This is a genomic window from Bacillus sp. FSL W8-0519 (assembly GCF_038005585.1).
Classification (GTDB): Bacteria; Bacillota; Bacilli; order Bacillales; family Bacillaceae_G; genus Bacillus_A; species Bacillus_A paranthracis.
This window is the reverse complement of record NZ_JBBOTL010000001.1, coordinates 2,044,740-2,067,936: the sequence shown is the minus strand read 5'-3', so window position 1 is coordinate 2,067,936 and position 23,197 is coordinate 2,044,740. Positions and strand designations below refer to the sequence as shown.

Annotated in this window: 27 protein-coding genes and 1 pseudogene; 7 read left to right on the top strand and 21 right to left on the bottom strand. The window is 38.3% G+C overall.

Annotated features, from left to right (window positions below; translation table 11 throughout):
- Positions 1-196 precede the first annotated feature (196 nt).
- From NST14_RS10780 to NST14_RS10765, 4 genes are all read right to left on the bottom strand, one after another.
- The gene (locus NST14_RS10780) at positions 197-1,366 is read right to left on the bottom strand and encodes a DEAD/DEAH box helicase (protein ID WP_000588613.1); all 1,170 of its coding nucleotides are present in this window, start codon (positions 1,364-1,366) and stop codon (positions 197-199) included.
- A 19-nt stretch (positions 1,367-1,385) separates the two neighbouring features.
- Positions 1,386-1,913 (bottom strand): hypothetical protein, encoded by a 528-nt coding sequence (locus NST14_RS10775; protein ID WP_113733316.1) that lies wholly within the window; start codon positions 1,911-1,913, stop codon positions 1,386-1,388.
- Between the two features lie 90 nt (positions 1,914-2,003).
- On the bottom strand, positions 2,004-3,692 hold the full coding sequence (locus NST14_RS10770; RefSeq protein ID WP_012644371.1) for a formate--tetrahydrofolate ligase: 1,689 nt from the start codon (positions 3,690-3,692) through the stop codon (positions 2,004-2,006).
- 63 nt (positions 3,693-3,755) lie between these two features.
- A complete protein-coding gene (locus NST14_RS10765; protein WP_000160036.1) occupies positions 3,756-4,466 on the bottom strand; it encodes a class I SAM-dependent methyltransferase in 711 nt (236 codons plus the stop codon).
- Positions 4,467-4,671: 205 nt separating this feature from the next.
- On the opposite strand from NST14_RS10765, the gene NST14_RS10760 reads away from it, so the two are divergent.
- Entirely contained in the window at positions 4,672-5,010 is a 339-nt protein-coding gene (locus NST14_RS10760) for a hypothetical protein (RefSeq protein WP_001253203.1), read from the top strand.
- Between the two features lie 29 nt (positions 5,011-5,039).
- On the opposite strand, the gene NST14_RS10755 is transcribed toward NST14_RS10760, so the two are convergent.
- The 4 genes from NST14_RS10755 to ytfJ all read right to left on the bottom strand — a co-directional run bounded on the left by NST14_RS10755 (position 5,040) and on the right by ytfJ (position 7,056).
- Positions 5,040-5,252: a hypothetical protein gene (locus NST14_RS10755; protein WP_000711202.1), complete on the bottom strand. Its 213-nt coding sequence runs from the start codon at positions 5,250-5,252 to the stop codon at positions 5,040-5,042.
- A gap of 69 nt (positions 5,253-5,321) precedes the next feature.
- On the bottom strand, positions 5,322-5,642 hold the full coding sequence (locus tag NST14_RS10750) for a hypothetical protein (protein WP_000761177.1): 321 nt from the start codon (positions 5,640-5,642) through the stop codon (positions 5,322-5,324).
- 51 nt (positions 5,643-5,693) lie between these two features.
- The gene (locus NST14_RS10745) at positions 5,694-6,470 is read right to left on the bottom strand and encodes an oxalate:formate antiporter (RefSeq protein WP_000014090.1); all 777 of its coding nucleotides are present in this window, start codon (positions 6,468-6,470) and stop codon (positions 5,694-5,696) included.
- A gap of 160 nt (positions 6,471-6,630) precedes the next feature.
- On the bottom strand, positions 6,631-7,056 hold the full coding sequence (ytfJ, locus tag NST14_RS10740) for a GerW family sporulation protein (protein WP_000349987.1): 426 nt from the start codon (positions 7,054-7,056) through the stop codon (positions 6,631-6,633).
- Positions 7,057-7,188: 132 nt separating this feature from the next.
- Between ytfJ and NST14_RS10735 the strand changes: the two are divergent.
- The 3 genes and pseudogenes from NST14_RS10735 to NST14_RS10725 all read left to right on the top strand — a co-directional run.
- A pseudogene (locus NST14_RS10735) lies at positions 7,189-7,788 on the top strand (GNAT family N-acetyltransferase); the annotation flags it as partial.
- Positions 7,789-7,950: 162 nt separating this feature from the next.
- A complete protein-coding gene (locus NST14_RS10730) occupies positions 7,951-8,868 on the top strand; it encodes a tyrosine-type recombinase/integrase (RefSeq protein ID WP_229143732.1) in 918 nt (305 codons plus the stop codon).
- Positions 8,869-9,022: 154 nt separating this feature from the next.
- Positions 9,023-9,805, top strand: a complete 783-nt coding sequence (locus tag NST14_RS10725; protein ID WP_229143731.1) for a helix-turn-helix domain-containing protein — start codon at positions 9,023-9,025, stop codon at positions 9,803-9,805.
- Positions 9,806-9,888: 83 nt separating this feature from the next.
- Here the strand turns inward: NST14_RS10725 and NST14_RS10720 are convergent, their stop codons facing one another.
- Complete coding sequence (locus NST14_RS10720; RefSeq protein ID WP_229143730.1) at positions 9,889-10,248, bottom strand: hypothetical protein; 360 nt, start codon at positions 10,246-10,248, stop codon at positions 9,889-9,891.
- A 1,066-nt stretch (positions 10,249-11,314) separates the two neighbouring features.
- Here NST14_RS10720 and NST14_RS10715 point away from each other — a divergent pair.
- Both NST14_RS10715 and NST14_RS10710 read left to right on the top strand, forming a co-directional pair.
- Positions 11,315-11,536 carry a hypothetical protein gene (locus NST14_RS10715; RefSeq protein WP_229143729.1) on the top strand — a complete coding sequence of 74 codons (222 nt, stop codon included), beginning with the start codon at positions 11,315-11,317 and terminating at the stop codon, positions 11,534-11,536.
- 141 nt (positions 11,537-11,677) lie between these two features.
- Positions 11,678-12,091, top strand: coding sequence for a hypothetical protein (locus NST14_RS10710; protein ID WP_229143728.1), 414 nt, complete (start codon positions 11,678-11,680; stop codon positions 12,089-12,091).
- A gap of 273 nt (positions 12,092-12,364) precedes the next feature.
- Here the strand turns inward: NST14_RS10710 and NST14_RS10705 are convergent, their stop codons facing one another.
- The 11 genes from NST14_RS10705 to NST14_RS10655 form a co-directional block, all read right to left on the bottom strand.
- The gene (locus tag NST14_RS10705) at positions 12,365-13,201 is read right to left on the bottom strand and encodes a hypothetical protein (protein WP_341118663.1); all 837 of its coding nucleotides are present in this window, start codon (positions 13,199-13,201) and stop codon (positions 12,365-12,367) included.
- A 98-nt stretch (positions 13,202-13,299) separates the two neighbouring features.
- Positions 13,300-13,581 (bottom strand): hypothetical protein, encoded by a 282-nt coding sequence (locus NST14_RS10700; RefSeq protein ID WP_229143013.1) that lies wholly within the window; start codon positions 13,579-13,581, stop codon positions 13,300-13,302.
- A gap of 1 nt (position 13,582) precedes the next feature.
- On the bottom strand, positions 13,583-13,864 hold the full coding sequence (locus NST14_RS10695; RefSeq protein ID WP_229143012.1) for a hypothetical protein: 282 nt from the start codon (positions 13,862-13,864) through the stop codon (positions 13,583-13,585).
- 147 nt (positions 13,865-14,011) lie between these two features.
- Complete coding sequence (locus tag NST14_RS10690) at positions 14,012-15,517, bottom strand: hypothetical protein (protein WP_229143011.1); 1,506 nt, start codon at positions 15,515-15,517, stop codon at positions 14,012-14,014.
- Between the two features lie 768 nt (positions 15,518-16,285).
- A complete protein-coding gene (locus tag NST14_RS10685; protein WP_229143010.1) occupies positions 16,286-16,933 on the bottom strand; it encodes an HGGxSTG domain-containing protein in 648 nt (215 codons plus the stop codon).
- 13 nt (positions 16,934-16,946) lie between these two features.
- Positions 16,947-17,639 (bottom strand): hypothetical protein, encoded by a 693-nt coding sequence (locus NST14_RS10680; protein ID WP_229143009.1) that lies wholly within the window; start codon positions 17,637-17,639, stop codon positions 16,947-16,949.
- Positions 17,640-17,822: 183 nt separating this feature from the next.
- Positions 17,823-18,431 carry a hypothetical protein gene (locus tag NST14_RS10675; protein WP_229143008.1) on the bottom strand — a complete coding sequence of 203 codons (609 nt, stop codon included), beginning with the start codon at positions 18,429-18,431 and terminating at the stop codon, positions 17,823-17,825.
- 98 nt (positions 18,432-18,529) lie between these two features.
- Entirely contained in the window at positions 18,530-19,267 is a 738-nt protein-coding gene (locus NST14_RS10670; RefSeq protein ID WP_101219555.1) for a BRO family protein, read from the bottom strand.
- Positions 19,268-19,362: 95 nt separating this feature from the next.
- Positions 19,363-19,938: a winged helix-turn-helix transcriptional regulator gene (locus tag NST14_RS10665; RefSeq protein ID WP_229143007.1), complete on the bottom strand. Its 576-nt coding sequence runs from the start codon at positions 19,936-19,938 to the stop codon at positions 19,363-19,365.
- Between the two features lie 21 nt (positions 19,939-19,959).
- Positions 19,960-20,166, bottom strand: coding sequence for a helix-turn-helix domain-containing protein (locus tag NST14_RS10660; protein WP_229143006.1), 207 nt, complete (start codon positions 20,164-20,166; stop codon positions 19,960-19,962).
- 644 nt (positions 20,167-20,810) lie between these two features.
- The gene (locus tag NST14_RS10655; RefSeq protein WP_229143005.1) at positions 20,811-21,167 is read right to left on the bottom strand and encodes a BRO-N domain-containing protein; all 357 of its coding nucleotides are present in this window, start codon (positions 21,165-21,167) and stop codon (positions 20,811-20,813) included.
- Between the two features lie 914 nt (positions 21,168-22,081).
- Between NST14_RS10655 and NST14_RS10650 the strand changes: the two genes are divergently transcribed.
- Positions 22,082-22,408 carry a hypothetical protein gene (locus NST14_RS10650; RefSeq protein WP_229143004.1) on the top strand — a complete coding sequence of 109 codons (327 nt, stop codon included), beginning with the start codon at positions 22,082-22,084 and terminating at the stop codon, positions 22,406-22,408.
- Positions 22,409-22,535: 127 nt separating this feature from the next.
- On the opposite strand, the gene NST14_RS10645 is transcribed toward NST14_RS10650, so the two are convergent.
- Positions 22,536-23,081, bottom strand: coding sequence for a hypothetical protein (locus tag NST14_RS10645; protein WP_229143003.1), 546 nt, complete (start codon positions 23,079-23,081; stop codon positions 22,536-22,538).
- Positions 23,082-23,197 lie beyond the last annotated feature (116 nt).

Here is a 23,197-nt window from a genome sequence, read left to right as displayed (position 1 = left end):
TCGTATCAGTTTAATATTCGGCTTTTTTTATATTATTTCCTCGTATAAACGAAATAAATAAACTACCCTTTTTTTCGATACTCCCAGTAAAAGCATATATATGATAGGCACATAAAAAACACTAATACAATTCCCATTATCACTTGATTACAAATAAAAAAGACGTAACTACAAATAGTTACGCCTTCCACATTATTTATCTAGGCTTTTTCTTCCCAGTAAATGCTGGTTTCTTTTTCTTTGGTGCTTTCGGTTTTGTTTCTACAAATGATCCTTTGAACATTTCTTGCTTCGTAAATACGATACCTAGTTTTTTCGCAAATTGTAGTAATTTACGCTCTTCTTGCGGTGTTACAAGAGATACAACAGTTCCTTCTTTACCCATACGTCCAGTACGTCCTGAGCGGTGAATATATTGGTCTACTGTGTCTGGTAATTCCAAGTGAATTACATGTGTTAAATCGTCAATATCGATACCGCGTGCTGCAATATCAGTAGCAAGTAAAATTTCTAATTTTCCTCCGCGGAAAGCACGCATTGTCGCTTCACGCTCTTGTTTACTTGCTTCTGCATGAAGAGCCGCTGCTTTCATTTTACGGAATTTCAATTTCTCAGTAATTTCATCTAAACGGAATGGGTCGTTTAAGAAAGCAACTGCTTTTACATCGCCCATATGCATAATTCTTCTTACGTAATCATTTTTCTCGCGTCGCTCACAAATGATATACGTATGCTCAACTAAGCTTTTTGATTCTGCACGTGTTACACGTACTAATTGTGGTTCAACTGCTAAATCACGCGCCGCATCTTCTGCTGCTTTTGTCATTGTAGCCGAGAAGAATACTAATTGACGATCGCGCATCGTAGATTTAATTACATCTTGTACAGCGCCCATCATCTTTTGTTTTACAATTTGATCAAACTCATCAAATACAATTGTTTTCACTTCATGCATTTTTAGCTTTTTCATACGAATTAATTCTAAAATACGTCCTGGTGAACCGACAATCACTCTTGGGTGTTTCTTTAATTTTTCAACTTGGCGCTTAATATCTGCACCACCAATTAAAGATGCACCTGAGATCTCAGTTCCTGCTGTAAACTTTTGAACCTCTTCATGAATTTGCATGACAAGTTCACGTGTTGGTGCTAAAACAACAACTTGTGGCTGTTTTACTTCAGGATTAATTTTATGTAAAAGGGGTAATAAGTACGCTAATGTTTTTCCTGTTCCAGTTGGAGATTCAGCTATAACGTCTTGTCCTTCTAAAATAGTTGGAATCGCTTGTTTTTGAATTTCAGTTAACTCTTTAAAACCAGCCTTCTCCCAAGCTTGTTGTAAAAATGGTTGCATATCTTTTATCATTTGTTTTTCTCCTTTATCTCTATTTTTGAAGAAAATGTTGTATTGTTCGCACCGTTTCTATCATGTGTGAAATAACAGCTATTAAATCATCAACATGGTCTTCTGTAATCGCTTTTTGAAATAGAACCTCTACCTTATTATGATATGAAATCGCTTGCTTATTATATTCGTATGAAAGTTTTTGCGTAATCATTCTTTCTTTTCCCCATATAGAATGCATGAAAGTTTCAATTTCTTCGCACATTACTTCTGGTTTTTCTATCGAGAATGAAAATGCTAATTTCATTTCACAACCTGGTGTAAATTGTGGTACTTCTAATATTTCACCAGACAAGTTCTTTGCATCTACAGATAGTGAAAATGTTGCTTCTACTAACGGTTCGAATGGTTCTGTTAATTGAAATGAAATATGATATATACGACTTAATGAAGCAAGGTCCATCATATCTTTTCGATCAGTTACAAGAATATCTCCATGTAAATCAAAATCATAAACAGCGCCTTCTACGATTACTTTTAAATTATCAAAAGCAGTTGGATCAAACATAATTTCCTCCAAAAAACAGGCGCCTTTCGATGGAAAGGCGCCACTTGATGTATATATAGTTTACAGATAAACGAGATGAATTACAACCTTTTAGAATAAACCTACTGCTTTTCCATCTTCATTTACATCCATTTGTAGTGCTGCTGGTTGTTTTGGAAGGCCTGGCATTGTTAACATTGTTCCTGTTAACGCAACGATAAAGCCTGCACCAATGGATGGTTTTAGCTCACGAATTGTAACGATAAAGTCAGATGGACGACCTAATTTCGTTGCATCGTCAGAAAGAGAGTATTGTGTTTTCGCCATACAAATTGGTAGGTTACTCCAACCTTCGCCTTCATATTGAGCTAATTGCTTACGTGCTTTCGGAGCAAATTCAATATCTTTTGCGCCGTACACTTTTTGAGCAATTGTACGAATTTTCTCTTCTAATGGTAATTCTAATTCATAAAGTGGTGCGTAGTTGTTTTCACCTTTTTCAATTTCTTTTAACACTTTTTCAGCAAGGTCAACTCCGCCTTGGCCACCTTTCTCCCAAACTTCTGTTAAGGATACCGCATAGCCACGCTCATTACACCATTCTTGTAAGTATGCAACTTCTGCATCTGTATCTGTAATGAATTTATTAATTGCAATTACGAAAGGCACACCGAAGCTTTGAATTGTTTCAACATGCTTCTGTAAGTTCTCCATACCTTTTGCTAATGCATCTACATTTTCTTCTTTTAATTGATCTTTTGCTACGCCACCATGCATTTTAAGCGCACGAATCGTCGCAACAATAACAACTGCTTCTGGTTTAATGCCAGCTGCACGAGCTTTAATATCTAAAAACTTCTCAGCACCTAAATCTGCACCAAATCCAGCTTCTGTAATAACATAATCACCTAATTTTGCTGCCATTGTAGTAGCGATAACACTGTTACAACCGTGAGCGATATTCGCAAATGGTCCGCCGTGAATGATAGCTGGTGTATTTTCTAACGTTTGCACTAAGTTTGGCTTTAATGCATCTTTTAATAATAATGTTAACGCACCTTCTACCCCTAAATCTTTAACCGTTACAGGTTGATTTGCAAAATTATAAGCAACTACGATGCGTGATAGACGTGCTTTTAAATCTTGAATATCTGTTGCAAGGCAGAATACGGCCATAATTTCAGATGCTACTGTAATATCAAAACCGTCTTCACGTGGTACACCTTGAACCGGTCCACCAAGACCAATTACTACGTTACGAAGGGCACGATCATTTAAGTCAACACAACGTTTCCAAACGATTTTACGCGTATCAATTCCAAGTGTATTTCCTTGTTGGATATGATTATCAATAAACGCCGCTAACGCGTTATTAGCAGTTGTGATCGCATGGATATCTCCAGTAAAGTGAAGGTTAATGTCTTCCATTGGTACAACCTGTGAAAAACCACCACCTGCTGCTCCGCCTTTTAGCCCCATCGTTGGTCCAAGAGATGGTTCGCGAAGTGCAATTACTGTTTTCTTACCAATTTTATTAAAAGCTTGACCTAAACCAACTGTTACTGTTGATTTACCTTCTCCAGCTGGAGTTGGGTTAATCGCTGTTACTAAAACAACTTTACCGTCTTTCTCATTCTGTAAGCGCTTAAAAATATCAAGAGATAACTTACCTTTATAATGACCGTATGGCTCTAATTCATCTTCTAAAATATTTAATTCAGCTGCAATTTCTTGAATCTTCTTCATACTTGCTTCTTGTGCGATTTCAATGTCGGATTTAACTGTTGTAGTAGTTGTCATATACCCTAGTCCCCCTTTAATTGGTTCTGATGATATTGTATCAGTTTTTTGTATTTTCTGCACTTATTTACCTCCTAAAAATTCTTTCATTTCTTTATGCTTTTTTAACATAAATACCCATAAGAATGTTAACGATTGTTGTAACTCTATAGGAAGTTGACCTAACATCTTCTCATTTACTCCGCGCTTATATACACCGATTCCATCTACAACTTTAAAACCTTGTTCTTTTGCTAACTGTTCAAATTCCCAGGGCATCATCGTATTACAAACAACGTCTTTGCCGTATAAACGAGGATAACTGTTCTCGCGCGGCTTTGCTGTCGGTCCTAAAATTGCAATACATGCATATCCATCCCTTTTTAGAACACGCTTTATCTCATTTAATGCTCGTAATGGCTCCTCGGTCCATTCTAAAGAATTAATTGCCATAATTGCTTCAAATTGTTCATTTTCGAACGGTAAGGAAGAAAGATCTCCTTTTATAAAGGATAAATCCGGTCCCTCTCCGCGCTCCTTACCTTTTTGAATCATCACTTCTGATAAATCTACTCCAACTGCTTTATAGCCCGCGCGACTTAATTTATATGTACCGTATCCATCTCCACAACCAACGTCAAGCACCTTGGCTTCTTTCTTCACATATTGTTCAAAAAATGGAATAATCGTACTCCTACTCCCACTATCCCACATCTCCTGACTATTTTGATTCCAAAACTCTGCACTACTATCCCATTTCTTCTCTGCTGATTCATGCCAATTAAATTTCGTCATACATTCCCCTACCTTCACGCTTTATCACTCATTTCATTCTACATCATTTTCCAAAATTCCTGTTTTATCTTCATTAGGAAATGTACATGCTAATAAAGGAATCTTTATTCTCCAATTTTTGCTTTACTTGGGTTTAACTCATACTCATGTTCTTCTCTTTATGAAAGATAATATAAGTACACCCAATTGAAAGAGAGGGATGTACATGCGAAGAAAGAGAAATCATCATTTTAAAAGTGGTGAAAAAAACGAAGAGTATGCAGCTGAAATATCACCAGCTGGCATTCCAATTAGACATAAACGTAAAGAAATTTCAAATGAAATAGAAGGTACAAATACCGGTGCAATGATAGGCTATGTCGCTTTATTTCTTTCGCTTTTCTCCATTGCATTTTATCCAGTTACACTCGGTTCTCTTGCGATTTTAGTTGGCTTATTAGCTGTCAATTTTGGAGCAAGAACACTTGGATATACCGCAATTGGTTTTGGTAGTTTTTCTGTTTTATTTACTTTACTTTATCCGCTTGCTTTGTCAGCGTTTTAAAAAAACACACCAAGTTATACTTGGTGTGTTCATTCATGATACAACATAATATGACCGCATCCACAACAATGCTTCGCTGTAATTTCTTGAAACACTGGATAATTTTCTTCATCCCGATGCTCAATAAATACCTTTTCAAATCGATACATATTTGGCGCATATGCCCAATCTTGTTTCGTACGTGCGTATAATGTAGAAGAGAAAAACTCCTCACCGCCACAAACAATACATTCCTTCTTCATCAATATCCCTCCTATGCTTGTCTTACTTCATCTATATGAACATAAGCATAAAAAAAAGACCTTCTATTACTAGAAAGTCTTCTCTGAAACAAAAAGAAATGTACCAAACATTCCTACCCCGCTATATTCTTTTGTAACATCAGCTTCTGTTTTAAATGTTTGCTTTACAGTCATAAAGAATACACCATTTCGTGCATCTGTACTTTCAAATTTTAGTTTTTCTTTTTTACCATCTACATTTTGTGTGCATTCAAAACTACCCTCGTCACATTTCAATGCATACTTATCTTCTAGATACAATTTAAAATCTGATTCTTTCGGACAAGTGATAAGTAAAATTGCCACAAGAATAATACTTACAATACCCACAATTGTATAATATTTCTTCATTTGTACTCCTTTCAAAAGACAAGAAAACTTGACTGCATGCGCCAAGTTTTCTTAGTCCACAACCCATTGCCACTCTTGTTCTTTCTTATCAAAAATAAGCCAACCAGTCTCTGTTGCTTCTTCTTTCAATTCATCGATATTATCTAGTACCTCATCCGTACTTTCATACGAACCGACTACATAAACTGGAATTTCAAGACCCCTTCTTGACTCAATTTTCCCTGCCAGATCAATATAAAGACCATCTTCCATTAATGGAATAAGCCCCATAATCACTTCTTTTGAAATTGCTGGGAAAATTTTTGATTTTTGGAAGAAAGAAAAACGTTTCTTACCGAAAGCACCGAGTTTATAAGGAATAACTTTACTTAACATTCCTACAAAATCAGCAATTCTACGATAATACACTTTGTTGTACCATCCGTCATCATGTGAAAAATAAACAAATCTATTTTTCAATAACGGAAAGAATGTTCTTGCAAGTGGTTCTTTTTTGTGAGCCAAATATAAAAGCTCTGCAATTTCTTTTGGCTCTAGTTCATCTAAATCGCTTGCATCATCAAAATCTACCCAACAAAATTCATCAAATTCATCAATCTCTGCTTGAATTAACTTATGTATATTTTCTTCCTCAACATATTCAAATAAAGTATGATAATGAAAATCTGTCCATTCAAAATTATGCTTTAAAAGCAACACTTGATGAAGCGGTGAAGGGATGTTACTTGCAAACTCTTTAAACGTAATTCCTGATGTAATAAAACAATGACCTCGACGATTACCATTAATATATATCATATTCTTTACTTGGTCAGATCCTCCAGACAAAGCACCTAGCCACCTTCGTTTTATATGTTTCAATTCTATAGCATATTTTAACATGAAAAATTTTAGAAACATAGAAAAAACTTCAAAAACTATTTACAATTTCATGTGTTTTATTACATAGTGATTACAAGAAAAAACACCTGCTTGTAAGCAGGCGTTTTTAAAGGATTTCATCTGGGTTTTGAGGATGATGATTTCCCTCTTTCTTTTCATCTTTTTGGAACATCGATTGAATTTTATCAATTGTTTGTGGAGCTAATTCAATCATTTTCTCTGCTAAATGTGTCGCATTTTGCAAATGAAGAATATTTACTCCATCTTTATTCACCACAAGAAATGCTACTGGTGTAATAGAAACACCACCCGCGCTACCGCCACCAAATGCAGGGTTACCGTTCGCTCTTTGTCCATCATTCGTTTGGAAATCAGAACCTCCTGCTCCAAAACCGAACGCTACTTTAGAAACCGTTAACACTACACCACCGTCAGCCGTTTGAACAGGCTCTCCAACAATCGTATTTACATCGACCATTTCTTTTAAATTTTCCATTGCCGCTTTCATTAATCCTTGAATTGGATGATCCACCGTTCATAACCTCCTTTGTCATATCTTTCCTAGTTTTTCCGAAAGTTTGTGAACTAAACATAAAATTTTATATTGATTTCAAAAAACTTAAGTTGTAATATTTAGAAAAATAAAAAAAGAGGTCGATTCGTTATGATGCGAAAATTAACAAAGAAAGATCATGAACAAGTATTCGCTTACCTAAAAGAAGAAGCAGCCCTTAACTTGTTTATTATTGGAGATATTGAAGCTTTCGGTTATGACACAGATTTTCAAGAATTATGGGGCGTATTTAAAGAGAATGGAACATTAAAATCAATTCTACTCCGATTCCACGATTCATTTATACCCTATAGTAAAGAAGAACTTGTTACCACTGATTATGAGACAATTCTTTCCGCATATAAGCCGCTTAAACTCTCTGGTAAGTCAACTATTGTAGAAAGATTTGAAACTGCTTCCAGTCTACAATTAGGCTCCAAAAATGAAATGTATTTTTGCGAATGTATAGATGCCGACAACTTGCCTAATACGCCTGTCCAAGAAACAATTAAACTTGCCACACTAGATGATGTCGAGCGAATTATGCAATTAAGAAGTAGCATTGATGAATTCCCGACTGCTCATGAATCAGAAAAAATTTTAAGGCAAGCTCTCGAAACAAATACAGGACGTACATATTATATTGAAAAAGACGGTGCAATCATCGCATCCGCCTCTACTTCCGCTGAAAATTCATTATCTGCAATGGTAGGACAGGCGAGTTAATTCACCCGAGGTAGGACAAACCTCACAAGGTTAAACTGAATGGTTATCTATGACGGAAACAATATTCTCACAAGAGACCACTTTCCAGGTTACTCACAAGTAGCCTATGGAGGTGGTCTTTTTGTGCGTACTCAAGGAGGAAACTAAATGGCACTACTTAGATTTATGATAAAGGATTACCTAGAGGATAAAGAACTCAGTGGGCTAGCTCCTAGGACAATACAGAGCTACAGGGATACACTCAATGAATTTTCTCGCTGGCTCATTGCTGAGAAGGAGATTGTTAACATCGACGATATTACTCCACAAGTTATAAAGAGCTACCTCCTCTACTGTTCCAAGGAGAGAGGAAACACAGTAGTCACTCGTAATGGTAAGCTCCAGCACTTAAAGACATTCTTTAGGTACCTAGAGGATGAGGACATTATAGAGATCCGTAGCAATCCCACTAGCAAAATTAAGCCTGCTAAGACAGACAAGACTATCAAGGTCTACTCCGATGAACAGATAAAGCAGATGCTTAGATACTACAGGAGGATGCGCTCTCGAGAAAACACATTGTATAGCTACAGAGGGCATACCGTGATAGTCGTCCTCGCTGGTACAGGCATAAGACTAGGCGAGCTGGTATCCATGAGGTGGGACTCCGTTGATCTACTCAATAAGACTATCACTATCTTTGGGAAGAATCGTAAGAGCCTGTCTACTCCGTTAACGGATAAGGTAGCTCGGGAGTTGTACGAGTGGAGATTATTCTGCGAGAAGTACTACATTAAATTGCCTGCTCATGTGTTTAATAACCACAGAGGTAACCCACTAACAGTGAATGCTGTCAAGTTAATGTTCACTAGGTTGTCCGTGCGTATGGGATTCAAAACTTCAGCTCACATGTTTAGACATACCTATGCGAGCAACTGTTTAAGAGCTGGTATGGATATATACACCTTGAGTAAGCTGATGCATCACTCCCAGATAAGAACTACCGAGGTGTACCTACATGCTTTCGGCAACTCGTTAGCTGAATCAAACGATAAATATAACCCACTCAATAGGTTCGACTTTTAAGACAGATAAAAAGAGAACCCTGCTCTAGTTTGGCGACCTGACAGGGTTCTCTCTTGAAGGAAAACTCGAAGGAGCTTTCTTGTTTGCTATTGTATCATGCTTATTGGTACTAGCTCAAGAGGTGTTCCTTCTATAAAGATGGAGGACTATATAAATGAAGGAACTCAGAAAATACATATCATTTGATTCAGTAGCTGAGATGGACAAAACTATTGATCTTATTCTAAAAGAATATAACTTAAAAGATAGCGAGCGAGTAATACTTGTAAAGCTATCAAACTACTCATGCAAGTTCGTTGGAGTTAGCTACCTCAAGAATAACACTTTAGCTGATCTAACAGGATACTCTAAGCGTACTGTTCAGCGTGCCCTCAAACGTTTCAGCGAGTTAGGAATCGTTACTCGTATTGAACAGTTTAAACCTGTTAAGGGTGGCTACTCAGCATTCATCTGTGTAATTAATCCTTTTGAGCGTCACCATGAGCTGGCATCTTGTAAGGAGGCTACCGAGCCTTCTCCTGAGCAACCTGACGAGCCATCTCACGAGAACGAAGCCATTACAACTAAAACTAAAAGCTCTAAAGAATTAAAGATACGTAATAGCGCACCTGTTGAATTGGATGATTTAGATTCATCTTATTTGGTTAACTCATGTGTACCTATGGAATTTATCAATGCAGTATCCCCCTTCTTTGGTACAGCTAAGGAGATATATGCTATTTGGGGTAAAGTTAAATTGGCTGCAAGCAAGTATGCACCTGACTTAGTTGATACAACTGAGGTGGCAATCTCAGCGTTCAAACAATCTGTATTTGCTCTGAAGATGAACAAGATTAGAAAAGACTTCAAAGGTTATTTATTTGGCGTTCTCTCAAAGATGATGTCTGTTGAGCAAAGAAAACTGAAGAATAAACTTTTCAATTTCCTACAAGATTAAACTTAGGAGGAGCACACACTATTAGGGATCGCCAGCATTTCGGACAACTCATTTACATAGTTATTGAAAGCAGAAGTTCCCTGTTAAATAGGGTCTCCAGGGCTTATAGGATCTCCTGGATAAAATATCGTAATAAAAAACCGTACTCGACTTGGAACTTCCGCAGAAGCGATGAGTCGATTTGCATTAGGAGCAGACAACACCACCTCACTGTTCGGTGTAGCCGTTGCATCAGCTAATGTGACTGGTGGAATATCAAGACCTGAAGGTGCAGAACGTTGTATCGCCACATTCACAAAGTTACTGGAGAGATTTCGAGCGATGACGGTCATCAGACGGAGAGGAGCTGTCGGGAGAAGTTCACCGCCTGGTGCATATTGAAAAATCTTATTTTCAATAAGTTGTTGAATCGTAACGCCGTCTGGGGGCGGTGCCACTCCCACAGTTGCGTCCACACAGAAGTCTTGGCGAACGATGAGCAAATCAGAATGAATGACAGCATCACTTATAATTCGGTCATTGCGGCATCCTTCTTGAGGACAACTATTGGAACAAGTAGAGGAAAACCCACTCCCTAACGGTTGATAACAAGGGTTGCAGCTTTTACTATTTTTTGATGACATGAACAACCAAACTCCTTTACGTATCATACTGTTATATACAATGTAAAATGAGTATGTTTTTCTTGTACGTTTGTTCATGTATATCCAATAAAAAGCAAAATGTATAGGGTTGTTCCCGTTCGGGCTTATACAACTTTCTAAACGTCTTATACTCGTTTATGTACCTACTGAGATGCCCTCTCAAGGAAAACATCCTCTCAGATTCCCTTGTACAAACTCCTATGAGGTTACCCCTAATGTTTGCACCTCAAAAATCTGACACCTGTGTATGAGCCTTGTGCGAGCTCTAGTTAGATTTAGCACCTTTTGATAAATTTTTAAAATAATTCACGAAATGTTATTGACGGTTCAGGAACTATTAATGTAGTATGTAATTAAGCCACTTAGGAAACGAGGTGACTAGATGGAGACTAAGCAACAACGATTCTACACAAGGATCATGGAGTACTACGAGTTGGATAACATAGAGGACGCTAAAAGAATGTATAACGCGTACAATCAACTCAAGAAGATCGAGACTCCTCACAAGGCAACTATCGTAGACAACATGCTAACTCGTTTGTACGCTGGCAAGAAGATTATCGAGTAACACAAAATAGCCCTATCTCTCAGGTCTGCAAACTAGAAGAGATAAGGCTACGCAATTTAGTCGAACCTATAAGGCTCTTTCCTCCCTATGGTATCACGAGCAGGAATAGCTGTAAAGGTTCGACTCCACAGGAGGCGAATAAGTTGAGACTTAAAGATTGGGTTAAATCAACCTTGGTAGCTGGCGGCAGCATTACCTTTCTTTACGCAGCCGGTTACATCGTTTCACTCATGATTGTACACCTGTAAGTATTACCTATCTCATGTAAATAAACAAAAACTAAAGGGAGAAATTATTATGACAACAAACACTATTCAACCAACTAAATTCGATATGGTTATGGAGGAGATCGATACTCTAGTATCTAACTTCCAAGACTCACTAACTCGTATTACTAATAAAGTGTGCGAAGTAGATGCATTCCAACTAGGCATTACGTATATAGTCATCTTACGAGCTGGCAAAATCTCTGAAACTCTTAGTTTTAATCTAGACGAATTAACCGAGGAGGATTTTTAACTCCACAGGTTCAATCACATCTGTCTTGTCGAAAAGTAAACGTTAAATAAATAAGAATTTATACATATATCTTGTGTCTTATTTTGAAACGTAGCTAAATAGAGATAAGAAAACTATTGAAACTAAAGGAGATTGATTGATATGAATAAATCAAACAATGTTACCCAGCAGGAAATCAAAGTAGAAAGACTAACAAGAGTACGTGAGTGCGTCTTATCAGCAACACAATTTAATGTAACCGTTAAGAATGCTGAGTGTTTACACAACGAGGCTTCAGCTGATATAGAGTACTTGATCCTAAGTGAGCTAATACTACTTAGAATTGAACTTCCTCGTGTAGCTGTACGACTGCATAATGCAATTGATGAGTTAATTAATGTAGATGATATACACTCACAGTTGATATCTGAGGAGAATATCAACGAGGAAGCTATCGAGTCTGCATGCGATAGTCTAGTAGATTGCTGGAAAGCATTTACCGAGGAGTTCAACAAATGGGTAAGTGATAAACGTAGAGGGACTAATAAAGTAGGAACTCTGAAGGTGGTTAAATAATATAATCCTACCCCATATCGCAATATTACCGAGCCGACTCCCTGAGTCGGCTCTTTTATTTTCTTTCTCAGGGATATTATTATGGTAATTGAAATTACAGTTTGTACACTCGTTGAAACCAATTAGATAGCTCATGAACTTACTGTTTATCCAGCACAAACCCTCTAGCCATCCCCATCTATTATATTATTAAATTGGCAATTTACCTCTGTAAACTTTCTTAACATTATTGAAGGTGCATTAATCGTTTCATAAAATCGTTCTATTTCACTCTTAGCGTTCTCCTCCATCATTTTCTTCTATACCTTCCTCTAATAAAAACCCTAAATCAGATAGTGTATGTATTGCATTAATTAACCTCAAGGCATCCAGCTTACTCCACTCATTTGGATTATCCCTACCATGAAGAACCCAGTTTCGATTTAGTATAAGTGGTCTGTTTGGATTCTCTTTTTCTAAATCTCCAAAACTAAAGGTTTCATAAATAAATGTATATGCTGAAACATGGAGTGCACTATCATAACCTTTATATTCAGTATCTATATCTATCCCCTTAAATGTACTCTTCCAAAATTTACGCTTTCGGTTTGCAACATCACTATTTAGTTTAGCTTCTCTTTTTATTAATTCAAATGTTAGACCCTCAACAACACTAAATAAGCTAGGTATCGTTATGTAGTAATCACCCTTCTCGTAACAACTAAAACACTGTTGTAGTAAACTTCTCCACTTTACGAGATGCTCTTTCTTTAGGAGATCGTCCTTGATAGAATTATAAACTTCGTATTTTTCGTAATAGTACTCGAACTTTCTATCAATTTCAGCCTTATCTTGAATTTTAGATATTTCCTCAAACCTTCTCCAGTCCATTTGCCCTGAAAGCGTCCATCCAAACTTACCTAATTTTTCAGCTGGCTCTATCCAACTTTCAAATATTCTTTTACTATCAATTTTCTCTATACCAGCAAACGCTTGCTTTAAAAGATCGGAAGTTTTTATTTGTAACTGCACTTGTTTAAAAAATTTATTATATTCTTCCTTGTATATCTGGCGCAAAGCAGCTAAGGCCCCCGTTACTCCGTTTGAAGTATCCCCCTTTAACTTGTCCATCATTAATCTCCCTTCTCAATATCAATATAGAATATTTTACCACATGAAAGCATTTTTCAATATCGGACTCACAGTATCTATAAAAAACGGAGTAACCATTATTGGCTACTCTCCTTATCCACAGTAATTTGTTGGAGGAATCTCAATTCAGCATCTTCCTCTACCCTACCTGCTCGGTATTCTATCTCACTTACCTCAGTAACATTAATCCCCTCGAGGTAGACTAACTTATCAAACAGATTACTAAACATGTGTAACACATCGTTTTGAACTTGCTGGATATCTTCCTCAGGTGTTACCTCTCTATAGTGTGCTTGTTTGTACATTTCCCCCTCAGGTTTAAACTTATAATCGACAGCTACTTTAATATATTTTTTCATATTAGTTTCCTCTCTTTCTATTCATCTCTTTTATTTTGTTGTGTGGCTTAAATGCTTCTCTTTTATATTCCAGCTCACTAATCTCCTTAACAGTTACATCTAGCACTTTGCCCCCTGAGGTGTGCTTATCAACTGTTTCCTGCATAGTATCTCTATAAAGCGGAGCTAAAATGGTTCTAGCCACCTCTGGGGATTCCTTAACAATCATAAAGTCAGTATAAACATGCTTCTCGTCCATCTCGTAGTAATACACTGTAGTTTCAACACTCACATAGTTAGCCATATAACTCCCTCCTCGTGTTTATAAAATATCAAGTACTACGATTACGCTATACAGGTTAATCCATACTAGGATTCTTGTTGAGTTCTGCTGTTGACCCTGTAGTCTAAATTACATGGTAAGCCCTCCTATTCCTAAGAGGGCAACCAATTAGTTTCTTCTGATTACTTGCTTGTCGAATCCAAAACCAGCTGTACCTATACTAGGCCCACCAATTACAACTTGTTGGATAGTATCCTGTAGTCCTTCTAAACCGGATCCATCTACCCCCACCTCACCAGACACTTCATGGCGAACTGTAATAGTTGTAGAACCTCCTGTGAAAGCTTCTAATCCTGTACCTGCTAGAGCTACGTCTGCCTCGTTAGCAACCCCTGAGAAGGCGCCTCCGATAGCTTTCTGCATAGATCCTACTTGAGTCATTGCAGCGTTGTACCACGTAGGGAAGAACGCTTCACCTGATTTGTCTAGGTCGCTTAGTGGCCCTTTCTTGGCAGGTGAGAACGGTAAGTACTGACGGATAGATTTCATACCTCTGTAGACTGCGTCAATAGCTCCATTGAAACCATTGATAACTCCATTGGTGAAACTAGAGAGTAAACCTTTACCAGAGTCATACAAAGTATCCGTCCAAGCCCAGAAGCCTTCCCACATACCATTCATACCTTCCCAAGCTATACTACCGAGGTTACTAAGGTTATTTTTAGCTCCAGTAGCGAAACTCTTAGCATTAGCTACACCAGCCTCCCACATAGCAGAAGCACCAGCCCACGCAGTATCTACCATGTTACTAAACTTAGTTTGAGCATCGTTAACCATCCCAGATAGGTATGCCTTGGAATCAGCCTTCATAGAGTTATATTTACTAACTGCTGCGTTGTACATCTCGATAGATTTAGAACGAACAGTGCTAACTGTGTTGTCCCACTTTCGAGAGGTATCATTCCACCAATCAGTGGCGTCTCGCTTCATTTTGTCGTATTGCTTTTCTATCCACTGAGTGCCTTCTCCCCAGTATTTCTCGATGTCACCCCATAGTTTCTTTCCATAAGCTGAGATAGTATCCCAGTTCTTCCACATTAGGACACCTGCTGCGACTACAGCCATAATAGCTGCTGTAATCCAAACTCCGGGGAATAACCACGTAGTTGCATTCAAAGCAGTCTGAGCTATTGTTTGTCTACCTGTAGCAGTAAATAATAAGCCGAACCCTCTAGCTACAGCCGTACCTGCATCAAATACTGCGGTTAGCCCTTTCGCTACAGCCTCAACAATTTGTAGAGCTTTCATCCTCAAGTACAAACCACCTGCTAGAGGAATAAGCCAATCCATGTTCTCAGCTACTAATAATAATGCTCCGCCTAGTATCTTAAGAATTACCTCTAGAGCACCTGACTCTATAGACATCTTCAAGAATGCATCTGTAGCAGCTAGTATTCTAATGGCAAATGGATATAGTGTTTCTATCATAGTCCAAAGTACATCTACGATAGTTCCTATTAGACTAAATATGATAGGCGTACTCTCTTGAACCATTGCTACGAACTTTTGGAATCCCGGATTACTCTGTAGCTCCCAAGCCCACTTAGCGAACTTGTCAGTCATACTAACCATGCCATCTCCGAATTGCAGACCTAACGGAGCGAATGCTACCATGAGACCGCCAAACCCCTTGAGGATATTACCTGCTGAGATCATTACCCTCTCGAACATAGGAACCGCGAAAGTATTCATATGCTCAAAGAATGGATTTACTCTGCCCTGCTCGATAGCATTGTTCATGTAGGCAAACATGTTTGCAAAGGATTCACCTGTAGCTTGGAATACTGGGAAGAGTGGCTTCATAACAAGCCTTAGCCAGTCTAACCCCTCAGCCATAACTCGAAGAGTCGTAGGAGTCATCTGATCCTCCATAGCTTTCCACTCATCTTTAAACTCATTGATAGCTACTACAGCTTGTTTCTCTGCCTCGGTCATGTCTTGCCAGATAGCTTCTACTTTAGCCATTGCTTTGGCGTACCCCTTAGCATCGTTGTTAATCATGGCCGCATTAACATCGAGCATTGCATCTTCGAGGTCGCCAGCTTTCTCCCATGTCTTCATTATCGTGGTGGCGGCTAGTCCGCCGAATCCTACGGCAGCTAGTCCAGCGGTACCAAACAAGGAAGCGATAGCCCCGAGTCCACCTAGTAAGGCTGGTGTCATAGCGGAAGCTGCAATGGTAATACCTCCAATGATAGCCGCCATCTTCTTAGCTTCACTCGAGGTATGCCTAAACTGGGCACTAGCTCGATCATCCGCATCAATTATGATTTCTATTAATGATGCCATTGTGCTCTCACCATCCTTGTATGTGATCTATGAGAACGACAAATAAGCCTAGCTCGTTAGTAACTAGGTGGTTATCGTCCTCATAAGTTTTTTTTAATTACCGTTCATTCCATCGAATAGAATTGCATAGTTAACCTCATTAGGGTTATCTGTATTGTCCCGACTCTTACGGTACTTACGATTAAGCCCTAAAGTCTCAGCTTGACGGATTGCTTTGCCTTCAAAGTCTACTAGGCTAACCTTTAAGTTGGTTGCGTAGTTCATACCTACAGAGTCAACTCGCATAGCCTTAATTGAATTTATGAGGAAGCGATCTAGTGCTACCTCATCTAACGGCTCCAAGTCATAGTTTTCCTTGTAATAACTCCAAGTATTATCGTAGAAGGCTTGTTCCTCCTCAGTCCACTCCTCAAGGAACTTCCTAGAGTAAATCCCATGAATTGTTTTCTCGTGTCCCTTCTTCAAGTTTGCATCTCTCATACGTTTTCCCTCCTCAGTTTTAGCTCCTGTGCTACGTCCTCCATGCACTTTACAACGGAGATTCTTTTCATTTGTTGGCGAGTGAGTACAAACTGTATTGTTACCTTTGATAGCGCCACAAATAGATACCTCTCCCTTCAGCTTAGTCTTAATGGTTGCCATCTCCTCAGAGTCCCTTGTGAGATCGCCACTAATAAGCCTGTCTCTTACGTTGTTTATATACTCCCGGAGACCATTAGGTAATTCCTTAGGTTTACTCATGTTGTCTACCTCCTTAGTTAAAACTATTTAGATATTCTTGATACTCCCTATTCTGCTCAGCTGTATATTTAGTGGTATTTTCACCTCTTAAGTTAGCCATATAGGATTGATACTCAGCTTCCTCTCTAGCTTCTCTAAATGCTTGCACCTGTGCTTTCTCCTCAGCAAGCTTAATTTCTGCAGCTTTCACCTTCATTTGTAATTCACGGAACTTCATTTGGAGTTGAAACTCTTTTGCCTTCTCGTATAGCGCTTGCTTGCGGTCATTTAATTGAAGTTGCTCACTGAATAGCGTTGCAGTTTTTACTTGAGGGAAAGCTACGAGGGAGACCTCACGGAGTTTTATGGGGTTACCTTCTTTGTCTGTGTAGAATGAAACGGATAACTTCTTAGCAGTCTTGTTGGCCACTTTCTCTTTGATAACCTCATCGACTACTCGAATCTTACCCATAAGCTTGTTACCTACTACACTTACCGCCTCGAGGAACCCTACTGTATCTCTGACACTCTCTGAATGATCTAATTGCAAAGGAACATTCTCCTCAAGGTTAAACGATTGAGATAAAGCCTGCAGATCCTTTTCTGTGTAATTGCGTCCTCTGTGAACGCCTGTGGCGAAAAGCTCTGCATCTTTGATAAGGTCGCCCTCTGAGTTGGCTGAGAAGTTCTCCTTTAGATGACCACTTTCTTTGAACTGCTTGAACATATTGTCTACCTCCTTCAATTAATCTATATGAGAAAGAAGACCTTAGCTGCGCTAAAGCCCCCTAGTCATACTCTTTGATTCCTTCAGTGGAGTAATTCACCTCAGAAGCAACCTCCATCCTAGTGACTTCAGCAGTTAGCTACTAAGCATGACCTACTCAGTTATACTGTGTTGTATGTTCTTTTAGTTACTTTCTCCGAAGTATTTATTCCAAGCTTGCATGAACTCTTCATATTCTTTATCAATCTGAATATCCATCTTATCTTGCGCTTCCTTTAGTGCATCTGAGTATATACCACTGATGTAATTTTCATGCTTACCCATATGACCTCTAGAGACAGCCAATCTCTTCAAGTTAGCTTGACTTCCGCCCGTGAACATAAAGTTATCAATATAGTCAGCCTTTGCTCTGACCATACTTTCTACTTTTCGACTTTTTATAGTTAACGCATTATTCTCTGTGTCCTTCTCAGCTGCCTCCTTAAGCTCTGCCTGCAGTTCTTCATCTGTAATAGCTTGAATTTGTTGAGCCAGCTCACTTAGTTTATTTCGGTGGTTTGTAATCTCTGTAGAAAACTTCTCCTTGGCCGTCTCATACTTAGCTACAGCTTTCTTGTTAGTTGCGTTTTCGTCTAGCATTAAGTCTACTTTCGCTAACTCTAGGGCCTTATCAACTTGTCCAATCTTACCGCTTAATTCGTTAACTTTACTGTTTAGTTCTGCTACCTCATTGTTTAACTTACCTAGTTTAGTTTCGTTACCTTTTGTGAAAAATTTAGTGATAATACTCATAATCAATCACTCTCCATAGTTTAGTTTTTGTTTGGGTTTTTCTTCCTAGCGGCTCGGGGGTGGGTGAGCCTATGTGAGGAAATGGGTTAAGAGGTGTATTACTGGGTGATTCCTATTAGTCTTGCGAACTCTTTCTTTCCTTTCTCAGATATTAAAAGTTGTAATCCTCCATAGCCCGTATTCTTATATTGAATACATCCTTTCTCTTTCAGGTAAGCGTAATGGCTAGTATGGAGGTAACTGCCCCGTTTGCTTCTAAAGAGTACCTTCTTCTCTATCAACTCATTAGTTAATTCTTGAGCAGATCTGAATCCTAGTTGTTTCGCAATGTCTGTTACTGGGAGGAAACCCTCGATACTTAGCACTTTATTGTGATACTCTACAGCAGGAGTTTGCTCCTCAATTGTCTTCTTCGCCTGAGCTAGCTGTTTAGATTTCCTATCGAGTGTCTTCTGGGCTAACACAAGCGCTCTAGCTATGATAGCTTGTTCGTCATCATCCTCTGTTGTAATCATATACCCACCATCTTGTCGGATACTCGGCAGCACCTCAGAAGTGATCCACTTCTTAAAAGCTTTTGCTTGTGGTTTACGACTTAGGAAAATCAAATTATAGAGACCTGACTCGTTGACAACTAACTTATTAGGATTACCAATACCCTCATTAATAATGATAGTATTCTTTTCTTCCTCATCTAATTTGACTAGAGCCTGCGAAGGATTGCCAATCTCTAATACATCACATACATCCTTAGCAATAAACCACACTTGGTTACCCTCTTTGATTGCTCTCAATTCACCTAATCCATTATCGAATACTTGTAAACTATTACTCATTTAATCTCCTCCTTAGTTTATTTTCCTTTCGCCTAGTAAGGTGCGCTATAAGATTTTAGTTTTAGGAACTGTACTTTCTGTTTTCTCACGATAGATTAAACTTGATAAAACTTGTCTACCTCGTTAATATTCCAATAAAATGAAGATGTACGGGCTAGAACCTCTCCGACATTCCATATAGCAACATGTAACTCATTAGATCCTTCTGCAACAGTAACTTCTTTAACAATGTCTTCTATACCGTTAGCCCACTCGAAGGTATCAACCATTTTAATTTTCTTCTTAGTGTCCTTCCTCATGTCGACACCATAGTAGTATGTGTTAGCATACTGCCCTCGTTTGATATGCAGGAATTCTTTCTCCTCAAGTTCAGCTACATGGCGTTTAACGGTTGCTAGGCTATTGCCTGTGAGCTGGGCTAGATCGTCATACGTGATTGTTGAACCTAAAACAAGCAACTCTCGGATAGCCTCGAAAGTCGCCTGTACAGACTCTTTAACTCCCAAACCAGCAAACTCACTTTCTAGCTTCTGTAGTTCTTTTCTAGATAACTTATCGCTCTCAGGTCGCTCTCCTACTAGAGATAGGTACTCGTTGTATTCGTCCTCAGTAGCTAAACCTTTTAGGCCTTGTTCGTTTCTCCAATCAATAAATGCATTCCAGTTATTCAACCTTAACAGCTCCCCTCTGTCTTACTCTTTAACACTCAATAATCGAGATGCATCTTTCTCACCTAAAGCACTTGCAATCCGAGATAGCGTGTTTAAACTAATTGGTGAACCTCTTTTAATCTTACTCATATATGAACGGTCTAGGTTTGCCCTATCAGCCAACTGCGTAATCGAAACTCCATAAGCATTAATTATCTTATCAACGTCCAAATAGAATTTAACTATCACTGTTTTAACCTCCTTGGTAATTATTTTATATAGCGTTTTTATTCCACTAATCTCCAAAAAGGAACCGGCTTATTAGATAAGCCAGCCAAAACTAGCATAAACTAGGAGGTGGATATAATAAGTTATTTCGGGGGATAACAAAGCAAATAATTCATACGTCAGCATGAACTTTGAGGAGCCATTCCTTCTCACGGTAGACCGATTAGAATATACTCTTGAAAAAGTTTCTCTCATATATAACATACCTCAGGTGACACAACCTCTTATTTACCCCTTCATAAAGATAATTAGGAAGAGTGTGACTACCCCCTTATTAACCCTACATATATATAGTACGAAAACCGTTACCACCTCTTATTTATACATTCATAACTAATATGAGTGGACTGTGACCCCTACAGAGAAAACCCATTAGCTCCAACAGGATTGCGTCCTTTATTGAGACCACTTTTGAACTATGACTTACTAATAACCCCCTTCCTAATTTTCACATTTATAAGAGTGGCACTTAAAAATTCTTCTCAATAGGTATATACTAAATGTGTTGCATCTGAAGGACCTTGAACCTGCATTCCTACGTTACTAACTCAGGGGATTTACATTACAAACCAGAGTACAAAAAGCTACAACTCACCAAGCGACCTCTACAGGTTACTAATGAATTGTAGCTCTTTGTTTGTAGCGTGTAAGTCTAACACCATAGCTTTCTTAACTTCCTCAGAGAAACTTGGGAAGTAGTTCTCAATGAACTCTGCCTCGCGGTCAGTCTGTATAGTTCCACCCGTGAGACGGATCTGCTTGAGGATTTTCTTTACTTCCTTTTTCCACTGTTTGGCGATTGGCTTACGAGAAAGCATTAGTACTTCGTATAGTCCATATTCAGTAATAAACCATGATTCTTGTACTCCACCAAGGGTGTAAACATTGTTTACTACCTTATCAGAGCTATCTACTTTTTTCATCATCATTCTTGTATTACTGTGTTCGATCCAATCAGCCACATCCTTTGCAAGAAAAAGTGGTTCTTCAATACTTCCATAAACCTTAAAATGTTGTCCTAAAACGTCTTGCTGGTAAACTACTTGTAAACTAGTTTTTCAATTAAGATTCTATGGATACCGTCCTCAAATTGATTCAAAAATGGTGTATGAAACCGCCAGCATTGAATCATGTTCAGACTTACTCCCCCAAAGGTTTGAACCTGTTTCACTTTCGGGCTTCTCTGTATTCTGTATAGAACCTTTTAGACTTTCTCACAGTAACCCCTAAAGTAAAACTAAAGAATTGCTGCCTCGTTAATTATTATCCAAAAGTTATTTCTAGGAGAATATTAATCAGTCGATTCTATAGAGATCACTTAGTTGGCTACCTCTACTAGCCCTCACCCTCTCAGAACATAAATACAAAGCCTGAGACGGCGAATCTACAGAAGCATACTTCAAAGGCTGTCTTACTCGTTTACGATAAAGCATATCCTTGAAGTTGAACTCTGTAGATTATCTTAATTGTGCCGTCTCCTATAGCTCTTTAATGCCTTTAAATACCTTAAACCTAGAGAAGGAAATCTATTAGTATTACCTATGGAGTTATAACTGCTGGTTTACTAGCTAGTACTCTCTATTGTCTTCCTCAGTAGTTCTTTATTTATTTTCTTTACTGAGCTAGATACCCTTAGTTAACTATCAAGTTGTATCTTAAGAGATAAGATGTAAAACAGACATACTCTGTGGCATTACCTGAGGAGAAAAACTAATGAAGAAAACTGTACGAGCAATCTGTTAGAATTATTTTATAAGGAGATTGTTTAGCTTCACTGCTAGAGCTCGTCCTCATAGGAACTTGTAGAGTACGTTCAATAAGCGATATTGATAGGACAACCATGAGAGCGAATAGAATAAACCAAGGGAGGTGTTATATGATTAAACACTTTGGATTAGGAGCCTTATTTATAAGTATTGGCTTATTAGGTGCCTGCTCACAAGAAGAAGCTACCACTACGAAGGCACCATTTGAGGACTACAAGCCATCTCAAGGGTACATTAATGAGGGGGAATTTGAAGCTCTTGATTATAATATGACTCGTGAGGAGGTAGCTCAGTTGATTGGCGGTGTAGGTGAACTATACAAAGAAGAAGACTACATAGAAACCATAATTTACAAAGGTGAAGGTAATATAAAATTTGCTATGCTGAGATTCGAAAATGGCAAGTTGGATATGTGGAACAAACAGGATAAAGAATAATTGCTTTATAGATAGTTAGATATAAGGAGCTAGACTGAAGAGGTCTACTCCTTTATTACATTCTTACAGGTACCTCTCTTGCCTACTCATGAGATACGCTATACAAGTGTAACCTTAAGTGCAATAACTATATCCCTTGTCTGACCTGTTCTTGATTAGTAAATGGCTTCATTAGTAGTAAACTCAATGATAATCCACACAGTACTAATCCATTTACATATAATTGTACTGCGCTCTCCTCAGTATTCAATAGTTGAGCACGAATCTTTTTGGCAACTTCAGAGGCACCTCCTAATAGCATTCCTACTCGGAGGATAGCTCTCTTAGGAAATAATGTGCTCTCGCCGCTAGAATATGTATACTTCTCTCCATTTCTCGATGTTACCGTATATGATCCTCTTCTTTTCATTTTCGGAAAGAAGGAACTTATTTTGTTTCCCTTCATATACGTGTACCCATCTGAAACAAGTTCATCCTTGTGAGATTCAAGTAGATTATTTATCATTTTCTCTGGTACTTCGTAAAAATCTGCGACCTGTTGAAGGGTAGCCATTTCCAACTCTGGTGGCAACGAAAATTCTTTTACTTTGCTAAGTACCTCCACCTTGTCAACTAAACTATCTCGCTTATCTTTCGGGCTAATTACCTCATTAGTTAATTTTACGTCACTCATGAATATTCCCCCTTTGTTTATCTTAATTATATGTCATCCTCCACCTGAAATACAATGATATCCATCAATACCATAAATAGTAATACTTAGGTAATATAAACTAGGGGATAGTTTTA

Coding starts and splice junctions, on each gene's coding strand:
- NST14_RS10710 (WP_229143728.1), top strand. CDS start 11,678: ATGAATAAATCAAACAATGTTACCCAGCAGGAAATCAAAGTAGAAAGA.
- NST14_RS10775 (WP_113733316.1), bottom strand. CDS start 1,913: ATGTTTGATCCAACTGCTTTTGATAATTTAAAAGTAATCGTAGAAGGC.
- NST14_RS10760 (WP_001253203.1), top strand. CDS start 4,672: ATGCGAAGAAAGAGAAATCATCATTTTAAAAGTGGTGAAAAAAACGAA.
- NST14_RS10685 (WP_229143010.1), bottom strand. CDS start 16,933: ATGAGTAAACCTAAGGAATTACCTAATGGTCTCCGGGAGTATATAAAC.
- NST14_RS10695 (WP_229143012.1), bottom strand. CDS start 13,864: ATGGCTAACTATGTGAGTGTTGAAACTACAGTGTATTACTACGAGATG.
- NST14_RS10690 (WP_229143011.1), bottom strand. CDS start 15,517: ATGGTAGCATTCGCTCCGTTAGGTCTGCAATTCGGAGATGGCATGGTT.
- NST14_RS10765 (WP_000160036.1), bottom strand. CDS start 4,466: ATGACGAAATTTAATTGGCATGAATCAGCAGAGAAGAAATGGGATAGT.
- NST14_RS10715 (WP_229143729.1), top strand. CDS start 11,315: ATGACAACAAACACTATTCAACCAACTAAATTCGATATGGTTATGGAG.
- NST14_RS10700 (WP_229143013.1), bottom strand. CDS start 13,581: ATGAAAAAATATATTAAAGTAGCTGTCGATTATAAGTTTAAACCTGAG.
- NST14_RS10680 (WP_229143009.1), bottom strand. CDS start 17,639: ATGTTCAAGCAGTTCAAAGAAAGTGGTCATCTAAAGGAGAACTTCTCA.
- NST14_RS10730 (WP_229143732.1), top strand. CDS start 7,951: ATGGCACTACTTAGATTTATGATAAAGGATTACCTAGAGGATAAAGAA.
- NST14_RS10670 (WP_101219555.1), bottom strand. CDS start 19,267: ATGAGTAATAGTTTACAAGTATTCGATAATGGATTAGGTGAATTGAGA.
- NST14_RS10725 (WP_229143731.1), top strand. CDS start 9,023: ATGAAGGAACTCAGAAAATACATATCATTTGATTCAGTAGCTGAGATG.
- NST14_RS10675 (WP_229143008.1), bottom strand. CDS start 18,431: ATGAGTATTATCACTAAATTTTTCACAAAAGGTAACGAAACTAAACTA.
- NST14_RS10750 (WP_000761177.1), bottom strand. CDS start 5,642: ATGAAGAAATATTATACAATTGTGGGTATTGTAAGTATTATTCTTGTG.
- NST14_RS10705 (WP_341118663.1), bottom strand. CDS start 13,201: ATGGACAAGTTAAAGGGGGATACTTCAAACGGAGTAACGGGGGCCTTA.
- NST14_RS10645 (WP_229143003.1), bottom strand. CDS start 23,081: ATGAGTGACGTAAAATTAACTAATGAGGTAATTAGCCCGAAAGATAAG.
- NST14_RS10650 (WP_229143004.1), top strand. CDS start 22,082: ATGATTAAACACTTTGGATTAGGAGCCTTATTTATAAGTATTGGCTTA.
- NST14_RS10755 (WP_000711202.1), bottom strand. CDS start 5,252: ATGAAGAAGGAATGTATTGTTTGTGGCGGTGAGGAGTTTTTCTCTTCT.
- NST14_RS10770 (WP_012644371.1), bottom strand. CDS start 3,692: ATGACAACTACTACAACAGTTAAATCCGACATTGAAATCGCACAAGAA.
- NST14_RS10780 (WP_000588613.1), bottom strand. CDS start 1,366: ATGATAAAAGATATGCAACCATTTTTACAACAAGCTTGGGAGAAGGCT.